The organism is Geodermatophilus tzadiensis, from assembly GCF_003002915.1.
Taxonomy (GTDB): domain Bacteria; phylum Actinomycetota; class Actinomycetes; order Mycobacteriales; family Geodermatophilaceae; genus Geodermatophilus; species Geodermatophilus tzadiensis.
The window spans coordinates 38,510-52,909 of sequence record NZ_PVTG01000013.1 but is presented as its reverse complement, the minus strand read 5'-3'; the positions used below and the strand labels follow the sequence as shown (position 1 = coordinate 52,909).

Here is a 14,400-nt window from a genome sequence, read left to right as displayed (position 1 = left end):
GCCCCCTGCGGGGGCCCGCGGCGAGCCCGCGAGGAGCTGGGGGCAGGGGGCCCTGTGTCTAGGCTGGGGTGCGTGTCGGCGAAGCGGGCGGAGCGACTGGTCAACCTGGTCATCGCCCTGCTGGGCACCCGGCAGTACGTGACCGCGGCGCGGATCCGCGCCACCGTGCCCGGCTACGAGCCCGACGACGGCACCGCCCGCGCCGACGAGGCGTTCAAGCGGATGTTCGAGCGGGACAAGGCCGAGCTGCGCGAGATGGGCGTGCCGCTGGAGACCGGCCGCACCAGCGTCTTCGACACCGAGGACGGCTACCGCATCGCCCGCGCCGACTACGAGCTGCCCGAGATCACGCTCACGGGCGAGGAGGCCGCCGCCGTCGGCCTGGCGCTGCGGCTGTGGGAGTCGGCGCAGCTGGCCGGGGCGGCGCAGAGCGCGCTGGTCAAGCTGCGCGCCGCCGGGGTGGACGTCGACCCGGCCCGGTCGCTGCCGGTGCAGCCGCGGCTGGACTCCGACGAGCCGGCCTTCGAGCCCTGTTACACCGCGGCCCGCGACCGCCGGGTGCTGACCTTCGACTACCGCCGTCCCGACGAGGACGCCCCCGCCCGGCGGCGGGTGCAGCCGTGGGGCGTGGTTGCCTGGCACGGCCGCTGGTACCTGGTGGGCCTCGACCTCGACCGGCAGGCGCCGCGGGTGTTCCGGCTCTCCCGCGTCGTCGGCACCCCGCGGGCCACCGGGCCGGAGGGCGCGTTCGAGCCGCCGGCCGACGTCGACCTGTCGGCGCTGGTCGCCCGGCAGGCCGGCGGCGAGGAGCACCTGGTCGTGGTCCGCGCCCGCCCGGGCGCCGCCGTGGGCCTGCGCCGCTGGGCCACCCCGCTGGGCGCCGGCCCCGACGGCGACGACCGGCTGCAGCTGCGCACCACCGAGCCGTGGCGGCTGGCCGACCAGCTGGCCGCCTACGGGCCCGACGTCGTGGTGGAGTCGCCGCAGGCGGTGCGCGCGGCCGTCGTCGAGCGGCTCACCCGCCTGGCGGCGATGGGGGAGCGGTCGTGACGAGCCCGGCCACCAACGAGCGGATGACCCGGCTGCTGTCCCTGGTCCCCTACCTCACCGCCCGGCCCGAGGGCGTGCCGCTGGCCGAGGCCGCCCGCGACTTCGGCGTCCCCGAGCGGCAGCTGCGCCGCGACCTGGACCTGCTGTGGATGTGCGGGCTGCCCGGCTACGGGCCCGGCGACCTCATCGACCTCGCCTTCGAGGGCGACCGGGTGCGGGTCACCTTCACCGCCGGCATGGTCCGCCCGCTGCGGCTGACCACCGACGAGGCGGTGGCGCTGGTCGTGGCCCTGCGCACGCTGCTGGAGCTGCCCGGGCTGGCCGAGCAGGAGGCGGTCAGCCGCGCGCTGGCCAAGGTGTCGGCCGCGGCCGGGCACGCCGCCGAGCGGGTCACCCCGGTGGCGCTGTCGGTGGACGCGCGGGAGCAGTCCCTCGCCGTCGTCCGCCGCGGGCTGGAGCAGGGCCGGGCGCTGCACCTGCACTACTACGTGCCCACCCGCGACGAGCGCACCGAGCGCACCGTCGACCCGCTGCGGCTGCTGCTGGTCGACGGCCGCTCCTACCTGGAGGCGTGGTGCCGCCGCGCCGAGGGGCTGCGGCTGTTCCGGCTGGACCGGGTCGACGACGTCGAGGTCCTCGACGAGCCCGCCGCACCGCCGCCGGGGGTGCACCTGCGCGACCTGGACAACGGGATCTACCAGCCCGAGCCCGGTGCCCCGGTGGTGCGGCTGCGGCTGGCCCGCACCGCCCGCTGGGTGGCCGAGTACTACCCGGTCGAGGACGTGCGCGAGGTCGACGACCCGCCCGGCGGCCTGGCCGTGGCGCTGCGCACCGGGGACCTGGCGTGGGCGCGCCGGCTGGTCGCCTCCCTCGGCGGGGCGGCCACGGTGGAGGAGCCCGCCGAGCTCGCCGGGGCCGTGGCCGCCGACGCCCGGGCCGCCCTGACGCGCTACGGCGAGCAGCCCGGGGCCTAGGGTCGTCGCCGTGCTGCTGCTCGTGGTGTGGATCGTCGTCGTCGTGCTGGCTCTGGTCGTGCTCGGCGCGCTGGTGCACGGCGTGCTGGGGGCGCTGCAGCGGCTGGGCCGGGAGCTGCAGGCGGCCGAGCGGGACGTGCGGCCCCTCCTGGAGCAGGCGCAGGCCACCGGCGCCCGCGCGGCCGCGCTGCCGTCGGTGGAGCAGCGCCGGAACGCGGGCTGACCGCCGGTCCCCCGCCTTGGGGGGACGGGGATCGCCCCCTCCGCGGCGTAGCATCTCCGCCGTCGCCCCTCGACCTGGAGGACGCATGAACCTCGGCGCGCCGGAGATCATCCTGATCATCCTCGCGATCCTGCTGCTGTTCGGGTACAAGAAGCTGCCCGACGCGTCGCGCTCGCTCGGCCGCTCGCTGCGCATCTTCAAGGGCGAGATGAAGGGCATGAAGGACGACGACAAGGGCCGATCGGGCCCCGTCGCCCTCGACGCGGCCGACGCCGACCGCCGCGCCCAGCTCGAGGCCGAGGCGGCCGCCGCCGAGGCCCGCGCGGCGGAGCTGCGGGCGCGCGCCGGCCGGCCCGGCGCCGCCGACCCGCGCTGAGCCCGCCCCGGAGCACCGACGTGAGCGGGCCCGCCCCGCGCCGCCGGCGTCGCCGGCCACCGCGCGACCCCGACGCGACGATGACCCTCGTCGCGCACCTCACCGAGCTGCGCAACCGGGTCGCCAAGGCGCTGCTGGCGCTGCTGCTGGCCTCCGCCGTCGCGTTCTGGTGGTACGAGCACGGCCTGGGGGACTTCATCCGGGCGCCCTACTGCGGCCTGGAGCCCGAGCTGCGCTACGGCGGGGACGCCGACGGCGGCTGCGGGCTGCTGATCACCGACGTGTTCGGCGGGGTGTTCATCCGGCTGAAGGTGAGCCTGCTGGCCGGGGCGGTGCTGTCGGCGCCGGTGTGGCTCTACCAGCTGTGGGCGTTCGTCACCCCGGGCCTCAAGCGCAACGAGCGGCGCTACGGCGTCGGCTTCGTGCTGGTCTCCTCGACGCTGTTCGCCCTCGGCGCGGTGCTGGCCTACGTGTCGCTGTCGGCGGGCCTGGAGCTGCTGCTGGGCCTGGCCGGCGACGGCGTGGTCATCGCGCTGACCGCGCAGGACTACATCGGCTTCGTGCTCTCCCTGCTGGTCGCCTTCGGCGTCAGCTTCGAGGTGCCGCTGGTGGCCGTCGCGCTCAACGCGGTCGGCGTGCTCTCCTACGAGGCGCTGCGGCGCAGCCGGCGCTGGATCTTCTTCCTCACCATCGTCTTCGCCGCCTTCGTCACCCCCACCCAGGACCCGTTCACCATGCTGCTCATGGCCGGGCCGATGATCCTGCTGTTCGAGCTGGCCATCCAGGTGGCGCGGCTGGTCGACCGGCGGCGGGCCCGCCGCGACGCCCGCGAGCACTTCCACGACGTGGGCGACGACGAGGCCTCGCCCCTCGACGTCCGCCCGTCCGCGCTGGACGCCGCACCCTCGCGCCTGGACGCCGACCCCGCCGTCCAGCCCGCCGACCGGCGCACCGCCTCCCGCGGTTGACCTCCCCGCCCGGCGACCGCGCCGGGCCGTAGGGTGACCCGCCGCACCGGGAGGGGGCGCCGATGACCGACGTCGCGGTCCTGGTGAGCCCGGCCGCCGGGCGGGGGCGGGCGCGCACCGTCTCCGGCGCCGTCCTCGACGTGCTGCGCCGCCGCGGCCTGAGGCCGCACCTGCTGCCGGCCGCCGACCGCGCGGGGGCGGAGCGGGCCGCGGCGGACGCCGTGGCCGCCGGCACCGGGGCGGTGGTCGCGGTGGGGGGTGACGGCACCGCGCACGCCGCGCTGCAGGCCGTCGCCGGCACCGCCACCCCGCTGGCGGTGGTCCCCGCGGGCTCCGGCAACGACCTGGCCCTCGCCCTCGGGGTGCCGCCGGAGCCGGTGGCGGCGGCCGCGGCGGCCGCGGCCGACCTGCGCGAGGGCGCCGTCCGCACCCTCGACGCCGGCCGGACGGCGGGGCGCTGGTGGGCCACCGTGCTGTGCTGCGGCTTCGACTCGGCGGTCACCGACCGGGCGGCCCGGCTGCGCTGGCCGCGGGGTCCCCGACGCTACGACGTGGCGATCCTCGCCGAGCTGGCCCGGCTGCGGCCGCGCGAGGTGACGCTGACCCTCGACGGCGTGCCGCGGACGCTGCCGGTCACCCTGGTCGCGGTCGGCAACACCGCCTGGTACGGCGGCGGCATGCGGGTCTGCCCGACCGCCGACCCGGCCGACGGGCGCCTCGACGTCACCGTCGTCGGCCCGGTGTCGCGCCGCGAGCTGGTGCGCACCCGCCCGCGGCTGACGCACGGCACCCACGTCGAGCACCCGGCGGTGGCGGTGCACCGCGCCGCGCGGGTCGAGCTGGCGGGGACCGGGCTCACCACCTGGGCCGACGGGGAGCCGGTGGCCGCGCTGCCCGTGGTCGCGGAGGCGGTCCCCGGCGCCCTGCGCGTGGTCGGCAGCGCCCGGCCGCCCCGCGACGATCAGGTCACCTGATCATCGCGCGTCCCACCGGACGGTGGGCGGTGGGGTGGGACGCGCCGCGGTGAGGGAGGACGCGCCGCGGCCGGCTCGCGGTCGCCCGCCAGACGTCCGTTATCCCCAACTGCACGTCACACAGCCGGTACGGACGGGGGGAGGGAGAGCGGCGAGGACGCCGACAACGACGGCGCCGATCTGAGAGCCGCCGCCGGTGCGCCTAACGTGGAGGACATGTCCAGCCCCGCCGAGCGGTACGCGGCTGCCCGGCGGCGCAGCGCGCACCCCACCCTCGCCGACTTCACCGCCGAGCTCGGCTTCTCCCTCGACCCGTTCCAGGTCGAGGCGTGCGAGGCGCTCGACGAGGGCGCGGGCGTGCTGGTCTGCGCACCCACCGGCGCGGGCAAGACCGTCGTCGGCGAGTTCGCCGTGCACAAGGCGCTCGCCGAGGGCCGCAAGGCGTTCTACACGACGCCGATCAAGGCGCTGTCCAACCAGAAGTACAACGACCTCGTCGACCGCTACGGCGAGTCCGCGGTCGGGCTGCTGACCGGGGACAACGCGATCAACGGCGACGCCCCGGTGGTGGTGATGACCACCGAGGTGCTGCGCAACATGCTCTACGCGGAGTCCCCGGCCATCGACGGCCTCGGCTACGTGGTCATGGACGAGGTGCACTACCTCGCCGACCGCTTCCGCGGCGCGGTGTGGGAGGAGGTGATCATCCACCTCCCGGCGTCGGTGACCCTGGTGTCGCTGTCGGCGACGGTGAGCAACGCCGAGGAGTTCGCCGACTGGCTGGTCACCGTCCGCGGTCACACCCGGGTCGTCGTCAGCGAGGTGCGGCCGATCCCGCTGTGGCAGCACATGCTCGTCGGCACCCGGGTGTTCGACCTGTTCAGCCTGCGCCCGGCCGCGCACGCCGCCGAGCAGGGGGAGGACCCCCGCGGCCGGTCCACCCGCGACCGCGGCGCCAGCGTGGTCGACCCGGAGCTGGTGCGCTACGTCCGCGAGTACGAGCGCCGGCTGGACACCTGGGGCGGCGGTGGCAACGGCGGCTCGCGGCGCGACCGCGACTGGCACAAGCCGCGCTACCGGCCCCCGGCCCGCTCGGAGGTGGTCGAGCGGCTCGACCGCGCCGGGCTGCTGCCGGCGATCACCTTCATCTTCAGCCGCAACGGCTGCGACGCCGCCGTCGCCCAGTGCCTGCAGTCGGGCCTGCGGCTCACCGACGAGGCCGAGCGCGCCGAGATCGCCCGGATCATCGACGAGCGGACCGGCTCGCTGCCCGACGAGGACCTGCACGTGCTGGGCTTCTGGGAGTGGCGCGAGGGCCTGCTCGCCGGGCTGGCCGCCCACCACGCCGGGCTGGTGCCGGCGTTCAAGGAGACCGTCGAGGAGTGCTTCGTCCGCGGCCTGGTGAAGGCCGTGTTCGCCACCGAGACGCTGGCGCTGGGCATCAACATGCCCGCGCGCACCGTCGTCCTCGAGCGGCTGGTGAAGTGGAACGGCGAGGCGCACGTCGACGTCACGCCGGGGGAGTACACCCAGCTCACCGGCCGGGCCGGACGGCGCGGCATCGACGTCGAGGGGCACGCCGTCGTCCTCTGGGCGCCGGGCATGGACCCCTCGGTCGTGGCCGGGCTGGCCAGCACCCGCACCTATCCGCTGCGCTCGTCGTTCCGGCCCAGCTACAACATGGCGGTCAACCTGGTCGGCAGCTTCGGCCGGGCCCGCGCCCGCGAGCTGCTGGCGTCGTCCTTCGCGCAGTTCCAGGCCGACCGCTCGGTGGTCGGCCTGGCCCGGGCCGCCGCCCGCCACGAGCAGGAGGCCGAGCGGGCCGCCGGGGAGATGCACTCCGACGGCGGCGACGTGGCCGGGTACGCGCGGCTGCGCCGGGAGATCGCCGACCGGGAGAAGGAGCTGTCCCGCGACTCGCAGGCCAAGCGGCGGATGGAGGCCGCCGACGCGCTGGCCGCGCTGCGCCCCGGCGACGTCATCCGGGTGCCCTCGGGACGCCGGCAGGGGCTCGCCGTCGTCCTCGACCCGGGCATCACCGACCTGGCCGACCCGCGCCCGCTGGTGCTCACCGAGGACAAGTGGGCCGGCCGGCTGGGCAGCGTCGACTTCCCGACGCCGGTCACCGCGCTGGCCCGCGTGCGGGTGCCGCGGAACTTCAACCACCGCAGCCCGCACGCCCGCCGCGACCTGGCCTCGACGCTGCGCGCCGCGCGGGTGGAGAACGACCTGGGCGCCCGCCGGGTCCGGCAGCGGTCCGCGGCCGCCGACGACCCGGTGCTGCACGACCTGCGCCGCGCCCTGCGCGCCCACCCGGTGCACACGCTGCCCGACCGGGAGGACCGGGTGCGCGCCGCGGAGCGGTACCTGCGCTCGGTCGGCGAGGCCGAGGCCACCCACCGGAGGATGGCCGAGCGGACCGGGTCGCTGACCCGGCAGTTCGACCGCACCTGCGACGTCCTCGAGGAGCTGGGCTACCTGGTGCCGGAGGTGGTGCCGCTGGTGCCCGCCGACACCGCGGAGGAGGTCCCGGTCGACGACGTCCCCCGGGTCACCGACGAGGGACGGCGGCTGGCGCGGATCTGGTCCGACGGCGACCTGCTCATCGCCGAGTGCCTGCGCGCCGGCGCGTGGCGCGGGCTGGGCCCGGCCGAGCTGGCCGCCGCCGTCTCCACGCTGGTGTTCGAGGCGCGCCGCGAGCTGCCCGGGCAGCCGGCGGTGCCGGCGGGCCAGGTCGCGGCCGCGATCGGCGAGATGCGCCGCATCCGCGCGCGGCTGCAGGACGTGGAGCTCGACCGCGGCCTGCCGGCCACCCGCGACCTCGACCTGGGCTTCGCCTGGGCGGCCTACCGCTGGGCCGACGGGCAGAGCCTGGACCGGGTGCTCGCCGGTGCCGAGCAGGCCGGCACCGAGCTCTCCGGCGGCGACTTCGTCCGGTGGGCGCGGCAGCTGGTCGACGTGCTCGACCAGCTGGCCAAGGTCGCCGACGAGCCGGTCGCCCGGGTCGCCCGCGCCGCGGTCGAGCGCGTGCGGCGGGGCGTGGTCGCGGTCGCCGTCAGCGGCTGAGCGCCGGGCCGGACGCGGCGGGGCAGCGGTCCGCGTGGTGCAGAATCGCCCCGCTCCCGTGACGCACCGTCAGGGGCGAGACAGGGCCGGGCACGGTGCCGGACGACGACCCGCCGGGTCGGAGGGGACAGGAGCGTCATGACCAACCCGCCGCAGGGTGGCCAGCCGGGGCAGTACGGGCCGCAGCCAGGGCAGCCGTCGGGTCAGCAGCCGCCGCAGGGTGGCCCGTACCCGCAGCCCGGGCAGTACGGCCAGCCCGGCGGGCAGCCGGGCCCGTACCCGCAGCCGGGGCAGTACGGCCAGCCCGGCCTGCCCGGCCAGTACGGCGGCTACGGGCAGCCGGGGCAGTACGGTCCGCCCGGGCAGTACGGCCAGCCGGCCCCGTACGGCTACGGGCAGCCGGGGCAGTACGCCCAGCCCGGCGTCGGGCAGCCCGGGGGAGCGGGCCAGCCGCCGAGGAGGTCGCGTACCGGCCCGCTCATCGGCACGGGACTGGCGGTGGTCATCATCGGCGTCGGGATCCTCCTGGCGCTGCTCCTCGGCCGCGACGTCCTGGACGACGACCGGGCCGAGGCGGACATCGCCACCCAGTTCGAGGAGACCTTCGGCGTCGGCATCGACGTCTCGTGCGACGACGAGATGGTGGTGGAGGACGGAGCCACCTACGAGTGCTCGGGCACGACCGAGGACGACGAGGACGTGACCATCCGCGTCGTGATCACCGACGCGGACACCGCCGCCTACACCTGGGAGGTCGTCTGACCCGTCCGGCCGGGTCTCACCGGTCCAGGACGTCGGCCGGCCAGCCCAGCGCCGCGCCCAGCCGGCCCAGCGACGACCGCAGCCCGTGCGCGTCGGCCAGCGCGGCCAGCGCCGCCGGGTCGGCCGGCCGCCGGGGCAGCGCCCCCTCGACGGCGGGCAGCGCGATGTCGCGGGCGACCGCGACCACGACCGGCGCGGCGTCGAGGTAGTCCGCGCCGGCGTGCAGCTTCTTCAGCACCGCCGCGGTGAGCGGTGCCCTCGGCACCACCGTCCGCGCCGCGGCCGACCGGACGCCGGCCAGGTCGCCGAACTCGCTGACCAGCGCCGCCGCGGTCTTCGCGCCGATGCCGGCCACCCCGGGCAGCCCGTCGCTGGGGTCCCCGCGCAGGACGGCGAAGTCGGCGTAGGCCCGCCCCGGGATGCCGTACCTCGCCGTCACCGCCGCCTCGTCGACCACCTCGATGTCGGCGATGCCCCGGTTGGTGTAGAGCACCCGGACGCCGCGCGCGTCGTCGACCAGCTGGAAGAGGTCACGGTCGCCGGTGACGACGTCGACCGGCCCGCGCGCGCGGGTGGCCAGCGTGCCGATGACGTCGTCGGCCTCGTACCCCGGCGCTCCCACCCGGTCGATGCCGGCCGCGGCCAGGACGTCGACGAGCACCGGCACCTGCGGGCCGAGCTCCTCGGGCGTCTCCTCCCCGCCGTCGGGGGAGAGCCGGTGCGCCTTGTACGACGGCAGCGCCTCGACCCGGAAGGCGGGGCGCCAGTCGTCATCCCAGCAGGCGACGAGCCGGTCGGGGGCGTGCGCGGTGAGCAGCCGGGCGGTCATGTCCAGGAACCCGCGGACGGCGTTGACCGGCCGGCCGTCGGGCGCGGTCACGCTGGTCGGGACGCCGTAGAAGGCCCGGAAGTAGAGGCTCGCGGCGTCGAGCAGCATCGTCGTCACGGGCGGGGACGGTAACGGTCCGGGGAACACCGGCGGGCGCGGTCGCCACCCGGGTTAGTGTCCCGGCGTGGCAGACAGCACGGGGGCCCTCGTCAGCATCGACCGCGTGCACGCCGCGCGGGCCGTCGCCGCGGAGCTCGGCGTCGACGTCCTGGTGCTCACGCCGGGGTCGGACCTGCGCTACCTGTGCGGCTACGACGCCCACGCGATGGAGCGGCTGACCGCCCTGGTGGTGCCCCGCAGTGGCGACCCGCTGCTGGTCGTCCCGCGGCTGGAGGCGCCGATGGTCGACGCCAGCCCGGCCGGCGCGCTGGGCCTGGAGCTGCGCGCCTGGGACGAGACCGACGACCCCTTCGCGCTGCTCGCCGCGGAGGTCACCGCCCGGCTCGGCGCCGCGCCCACCCGGGTGGCCGTGGGTGCCCGCACCTGGGCCGAGCACGCGCTCGGCGTGCACCGTGCGCTGCCCGGCTCCACGCTGGAGCTGGCGACCCCGGTCGTCGACCGGCTGCGCATGGTCAAGACCGCGCCCGAGGTCGAGGAGCTCGCCGCGGCCGGCGCGGCGATCGACCGGGTGCACGCCCGGATGGGGGAGTGGCTGCGGGTGGGCCGCACCGAGGCCGAGGTCGGCGCCGACATCGCCGCGGCGATCCTGGCCGAGGGACACGTCGGCGTCGACTTCACCATCGTCGGCTCCGGGCCCAACGGGGCCAGTCCGCACCACGAGCTCTCCGACCGGGTGGTGCAGGCCGGCGACCTCGTGGTGGTCGACATCGGCGGGCAGACCGCCACCGGCTACCGCTCGGACTGCACCCGCACCTACGCCGTCGGCGGCGAGCCGGGCGCCGAGGTGGCCGAGTGGTACGCCGTGCTGCAGGACGCGCAGGAGGCCGCGGTGGCCGCCGTCCGCCCCGGGGTGACCGCCGAGCAGGTCGACGCCGTGGCGCGCGACCGGATCGCCGCCGCCGGGTGGGGTGAGCACTTCATCCACCGCACCGGGCACGGCATCGGCCTGGACACCCACGAGGCGCCCTACATCGTCGCGGGCAACGACCTGCCGCTGGAGGCCGGGATGGCCTTCTCCGTGGAGCCGGGCATCTACCTGGCCGGGCGCTGCGGCGCGCGGATCGAGGACATCGTCGTCTGCACCGACGAGGGCGTGCGCGCACTCAACCGGGGTCCCCGTGAGCTCGTCGTCCTCCCCGGCTGAGCCCGGGGCCGCCGCCCTCGACGTCGACCGGGCGCTGCTGGCCGCCCTGGCCCGCGACGGCCGGGCCAGCTACACCGACCTCGCCGAGCGGGTGGGCCTGTCGGTGTCGGCGGTGCACCAGCGGGTGCGGCGCCTCGAGCAGCGGGGGCTGATCACCGGGTACCGGGCCAGCGTCGACGCCCGCAAGCTCGGCCTGGGCATGACGGCGTTCGTCTCGATCACCCCGCTGGACCTGGCCGAGGCCGACGACGCCCCGGCCAAGCTCGCCCACCTCGACGCGATCGAGGCCTGCCACTCGGTGGCCGGGGTGGAGAGCTACCTGCTCAAGGTGCGGGTGGCCTCGCCGGAGGCCCTGGAGGCGCTGCTGCGGGAGATCCGGGCGACGGCGAACGTCAACACCCGCACGACCGTCGTCCTCTCGACCTTCTACGAGGACCGCCCGCCGCTCTGAGGCCCGTCCTCGCGGGTGTCGCCGTCCCGGGGCGCGGTGCCGGCGTTCCTCGTCCGGCGCCGGTCCCGCAGCGCCGGCACTGCGGGAGGAAGCCCACCGACACCGGTTGATGACCGTTATCCCCAACTAAGTCCTACAACCACCAGGACTCCTTGGGAGAGAAGCCGCGACACGGAGGGGACGCCTGGACAGGGAGTCGAACGTGTGTTCGCATGGGCGCCGTGCGGTGGGACGGTCAGCGGCTCGACGACGGGGACGGGACGCTGCTGCCCGGCATGCCGAGTGCTCGTGGCCTGCTGCGCAGCGTCGAGGTGTCCGAGTTCCCCGGTGTGACGCTGCACGAGGTGCTGGCCCGCTCGGCGCTGAACAAGGTGCCGGACGGTTCCCGGGTGCCGTTCTCCTACACGATCAACCCCTACCGGGGCTGCCTCCACCAGTGCGTGTACTGCCTCGCCGGGGACACCCTCGTCCTCATGGCCGACGGCCGCCAGCGGCCCATCGCTGACCTGCGCGTGGGCGACCGCATCGTCGGGACGGAGCGACGCGGCACCTACCGGCACTACGTCGAGACCGAGGTCCTCGCGCACTGGGGCACCGTGAAGCCGGCTCATCGGGTGGTGCTGGCCGACGGCACGGAGCTCGTCGCGAGCGGTGACCACCGCTTCCTCAGTGCGCGGGGCTGGAAGTACGTACGGGGGACGACGTCGGGGCGGGCCCGCCGACCGCACCTGACGACCAACGACGAGTTGCTGGGGTTCGGGTCCTCCGGAGCCGCGTCGAGGGTGTGCGCGGACTACCGACGGGGCTATCTCACCGGGATGGTGCGCGGGGACGGGCACCTCGGCGTCTACCGGTACGAGCGCCCCGGCCGCCGGCACGGTGACCAGTACCGCTTCCGGCTGGCGCTGGCCGACGTGGAGGGGCTGGACCGTACGCAGGCCTACTTGAGCGAGGCCGGGGTGCACACCGACCGGTTCGCCTTCTCGGCCGCCACCGACACCCGGCGTGGCATGACCGCCATCCGCACGTCGTCCGCGGCAGCCGTCGCCCGGATCGGTGACCTCGTCGCGTGGCCCGACGTCGTGAGTGCGGCCTGGCAGCGGGGGTTCCTCGCCGGGATCTTCGACGCCGAGGGCGGGCGGAGCGCCCACGCGCTGCGGATCAGCAACACCGACACCGAGATCCTCGACCGCACCCGGGCGGCGCTGGCGGCCTTCGGCTTCGACGCCGTCCTCGAGGACCGTCGGCTGGCCAACGGCCTGGCCTCCGTCCGGGTGCGCGGAGGGCTGCGCGAGCACCTGCGCTTCATCCACCTCGTCGACCCGGCCATCCGGCGCAAGTGCAGCATCGACGGCGTCGCGGTGAAGAGTGACGCCGACCTCCGCGTCGTGGAGGTGCGGGACCTGGGCGTCGAGGTGCCGATGTTCGACATCACCACCGGCACCGGCGACTTCGTCGCGAACGGCGTGATCAGCCACAACTGCTTCGCCCGGTCGACGCACGAGTACCTCGACCTGGACGCCGGGCGGGACTTCGACACCCAGATCGTGGTCAAGACCAACCTCGTCGAGGTGCTGCGCCGCGAGCTGGCCAGGCCCTCCTGGCGGCGCGAGCACGTGGCGCTGGGCACCAACACCGACCCCTACCAGCGGGCCGAGGGCCGCTACCGCCTGATGCCCGGTGTCATCCGCGCGCTGGCCGACTCCGGGACGCCGTTCTCCGTCCTCACCAAGGGCACGCTGGCCCGGCGGGACGTCCCGCTGCTCGCCGCGGCGGCGCGGGACGTGCCGGTCGGTTTCGGCGTCTCCCTGGCGATCTGGGACGAGGAGCTGCACGCCGGCCTCGAGCCCGGGGTCCCCTCGCCGCGGGCCCGGCTGGACCTGGTCCGCGCCGTGACCGACGCCGGCCTGCCGTGCGGCGTCTTCCTCGCCCCGGTGCTGCCCGGCCTCACCGACCGGCTGGCTGACCTCGACGCCGCGCTGGAGGCGATCGCGGCCGCGGGCGCGACCGGTGTCACCGTCGTCCCGCTGCACCTGCGGCCCGGCGCGCGGGAGTGGTTCTCCGCCTGGTTGGCCCGCGAGCACCCCGCTCTGGTGGGCCGCTATCGGCAGCTCTACCGCGGCGGGGCCTACGTGACGGTGGAGTACCGGTCGTGGCTGGCCGCGCGGGTCGCCCCGCTGCTGCGCCGGCACGGGCTCGCCGGACAGGGGAGCGGCGGAGCGCGCGGGGTCGACGGCGCGGCGGCCTCCGGCGTCCCCGGTGACGACGAGGCGGCGTTCCCCGCCGGCAGCCTCCCGCCGGCCGGCCGGACCACCGCGCCCGCGGCGCGGCGGAGCCGCACGCGGGCGGCGCGGGAGGAGGCCGTCCCCGGGCAGCTCGCGCTGCTGTGACCCTGGTGGGGGAGGGGCTCAACCGGCCGGTGGGGCGGCGGACGCCCGGTTGGCCCGGGCGGCCCGCTCGGCCCGCACCGCGCCGCGCTCGGCCACCGGCTCGACCCCGCCGGCCAGGGCCAGCCGGCGGTAGGAGTCGTAGGACAGCGTCTCGTACACGGCCGCCAGGGCCTCGGCCCGGGCGCGCCGGGCCCCGGTGGTGGTGGCGCGCAGGTACAGCGCCGTCCGGACGGCGTGCTTGGTAAAGGTGACCTGCAACGCCTGGCTGGACAGCCGCCCGCCCACCGTGGACGTGTAGCCGGGGCCGCGGCGCAGCGCCGGTAGCACCCACGGGCTGTCGGCGAGGGCGGGGAAGCGGCTGCGCACCTCCTCCCACGCGTGCCAGGCCAGCAGCGCGCCGGGCACGGACCACTCGCCGTCGTCGGTGTGCACCACCAGCCGGCGCGCGGTGGGGTGCACCTGCTCGCGGCGCAGGTCGCGGAAGGTGCCCACCGGGGCGGGCCAGCCGAGGGCGATGGCGCACCACACGACGGTGCGGAGGTGCTCGGGGTCCTCGCTGCGCACCTCGGTCAGCGGCCGGAGGTCGAGCGAGCGCGGATCGGGCTCCGGGGTGGGCGGCACGGGCAGCGGGACGCCGCCGTAGCGCGCCACCTTGCTGTAGAGGGTGACGGTGGCCGGCTTCCACCCGCGGGCCGCGGCGACGTCGTCCATGCCGCCGGCGGCCAGGTCCTCGGGGCCCAGGCCCAGCTCCAGTGCGGCGTCGATCAGCCGTCGCCACTGCACGGCATAGCCCTCCGGGGGCGTCAGGCGCTGCCAGGCCCGGGCCGCCGGGGGCGCCGGCATCTCCGGGAGGGGGTGCTGCCAACCCTTGTCCACCTCCCCACCATACCCGTTATCCCCAACGAAGGGCCACAACAACCGTGGAGACAACCAGCGGGAAAACACCAACCCCGCAACCCCCCGTGCCGGGTCCTCACCCCGTCCGCGGTGCGGAGGCCGGCGACCACGCCGAC

General features: G+C 76.4%; 13 protein-coding genes. 11 read left to right on the top strand and 2 right to left on the bottom strand.

Going from position 1 to position 14,400, the window contains the following annotated elements; all coding sequences use genetic code 11:
• Nucleotides 1-72: 72 nt before the first annotated feature.
• From LY71_RS16420 to LY71_RS16385, 8 genes are all read left to right on the top strand, one after another.
• The gene (locus LY71_RS16420; protein WP_106279584.1) at nt 73-1,050 is read left to right on the top strand and encodes a helix-turn-helix transcriptional regulator; all 978 of its coding nucleotides are present in this window, start codon (nt 73-75) and stop codon (nt 1,048-1,050) included.
• Entirely contained in the window at nt 1,047-2,024 is a 978-nt protein-coding gene (locus tag LY71_RS16415) for a helix-turn-helix transcriptional regulator (protein ID WP_211297380.1), read from the top strand. Before LY71_RS16420 ends, LY71_RS16415 begins: the two co-directional genes overlap by 4 nt.
• Before the next feature lie 10 nt (nt 2,025-2,034).
• Entirely contained in the window at nt 2,035-2,247 is a 213-nt protein-coding gene (locus LY71_RS16410) for a hypothetical protein (RefSeq protein ID WP_106279582.1), read from the top strand.
• A gap of 85 nt (nt 2,248-2,332) precedes the next feature.
• Nucleotides 2,333-2,623 carry a Sec-independent protein translocase subunit TatA gene (gene tatA / locus LY71_RS16405; protein ID WP_106279580.1) on the top strand — a complete coding sequence of 97 codons (291 nt, stop codon included), beginning with the start codon at nt 2,333-2,335 and terminating at the stop codon, nt 2,621-2,623.
• A 20-nt stretch (nt 2,624-2,643) separates the two neighbouring features.
• The gene (gene tatC / locus LY71_RS16400; RefSeq protein WP_245887954.1) at nt 2,644-3,591 is read left to right on the top strand and encodes a twin-arginine translocase subunit TatC; all 948 of its coding nucleotides are present in this window, start codon (nt 2,644-2,646) and stop codon (nt 3,589-3,591) included.
• 62 nt (nt 3,592-3,653) lie between these two features.
• Nucleotides 3,654-4,565, top strand: coding sequence for a diacylglycerol/lipid kinase family protein (locus LY71_RS16395; protein WP_106279576.1), 912 nt, complete (start codon nt 3,654-3,656; stop codon nt 4,563-4,565).
• 216 nt (nt 4,566-4,781) lie between these two features.
• Entirely contained in the window at nt 4,782-7,631 is a 2,850-nt protein-coding gene (locus LY71_RS16390; protein WP_106279574.1) for a DEAD/DEAH box helicase, read from the top strand.
• A 138-nt stretch (nt 7,632-7,769) separates the two neighbouring features.
• Nucleotides 7,770-8,393, top strand: a complete 624-nt coding sequence (locus LY71_RS16385; protein WP_106279572.1) for a DUF4333 domain-containing protein — start codon at nt 7,770-7,772, stop codon at nt 8,391-8,393.
• A gap of 16 nt (nt 8,394-8,409) precedes the next feature.
• On the opposite strand, the gene LY71_RS16380 is transcribed toward LY71_RS16385, so the two are convergent.
• The gene (locus LY71_RS16380; RefSeq protein ID WP_106279741.1) at nt 8,410-9,330 is read right to left on the bottom strand and encodes a 5'-3' exonuclease; all 921 of its coding nucleotides are present in this window, start codon (nt 9,328-9,330) and stop codon (nt 8,410-8,412) included.
• A gap of 76 nt (nt 9,331-9,406) precedes the next feature.
• Between LY71_RS16380 and LY71_RS16375 the strand changes: the two genes are divergently transcribed.
• The 3 genes from LY71_RS16375 (at nt 9,407) to LY71_RS16365 (ending at nt 13,387) form a co-directional block, all read left to right on the top strand.
• Nucleotides 9,407-10,546, top strand: coding sequence for a M24 family metallopeptidase (locus LY71_RS16375; RefSeq protein WP_106279570.1), 1,140 nt, complete (start codon nt 9,407-9,409; stop codon nt 10,544-10,546).
• Nucleotides 10,521-10,997 carry an Lrp/AsnC family transcriptional regulator gene (locus LY71_RS16370; RefSeq protein ID WP_106279568.1) on the top strand — a complete coding sequence of 159 codons (477 nt, stop codon included), beginning with the start codon at nt 10,521-10,523 and terminating at the stop codon, nt 10,995-10,997. The genes LY71_RS16375 and LY71_RS16370 overlap by 26 nt, the downstream gene beginning before the upstream one ends.
• Before the next feature lie 212 nt (nt 10,998-11,209).
• The gene (locus LY71_RS16365; RefSeq protein WP_211297379.1) at nt 11,210-13,387 is read left to right on the top strand and encodes an intein-containing Rv2578c family radical SAM protein; all 2,178 of its coding nucleotides are present in this window, start codon (nt 11,210-11,212) and stop codon (nt 13,385-13,387) included.
• An 18-nt stretch (nt 13,388-13,405) separates the two neighbouring features.
• On the opposite strand, the gene LY71_RS16360 is transcribed toward LY71_RS16365, so the two are convergent.
• Nucleotides 13,406-14,263: a hypothetical protein gene (locus LY71_RS16360; protein ID WP_106279566.1), complete on the bottom strand. Its 858-nt coding sequence runs from the start codon at nt 14,261-14,263 to the stop codon at nt 13,406-13,408.
• Nucleotides 14,264-14,400 lie beyond the last annotated feature (137 nt).

What these genes read in the sequence shown, in the direction of transcription:
- tatA (WP_106279580.1), top strand. Translation starts at nt 2,333, where the DNA reads ATGAACCTCGGCGCGCCGGAGATCATCCTGATCATCCTCGCGATCCTG.
- LY71_RS16395 (WP_106279576.1), top strand. Translation starts at nt 3,654, where the DNA reads ATGACCGACGTCGCGGTCCTGGTGAGCCCGGCCGCCGGGCGGGGGCGG.
- LY71_RS16390 (WP_106279574.1), top strand. Translation starts at nt 4,782, where the DNA reads ATGTCCAGCCCCGCCGAGCGGTACGCGGCTGCCCGGCGGCGCAGCGCG.
- LY71_RS16365 (WP_211297379.1), top strand. Translation starts at nt 11,210, where the DNA reads ATGGGCGCCGTGCGGTGGGACGGTCAGCGGCTCGACGACGGGGACGGG.
- LY71_RS16380 (WP_106279741.1), bottom strand. Translation starts at nt 9,330, where the DNA reads ATGCTGCTCGACGCCGCGAGCCTCTACTTCCGGGCCTTCTACGGCGTC.
- LY71_RS16385 (WP_106279572.1), top strand. Translation starts at nt 7,770, where the DNA reads ATGACCAACCCGCCGCAGGGTGGCCAGCCGGGGCAGTACGGGCCGCAG.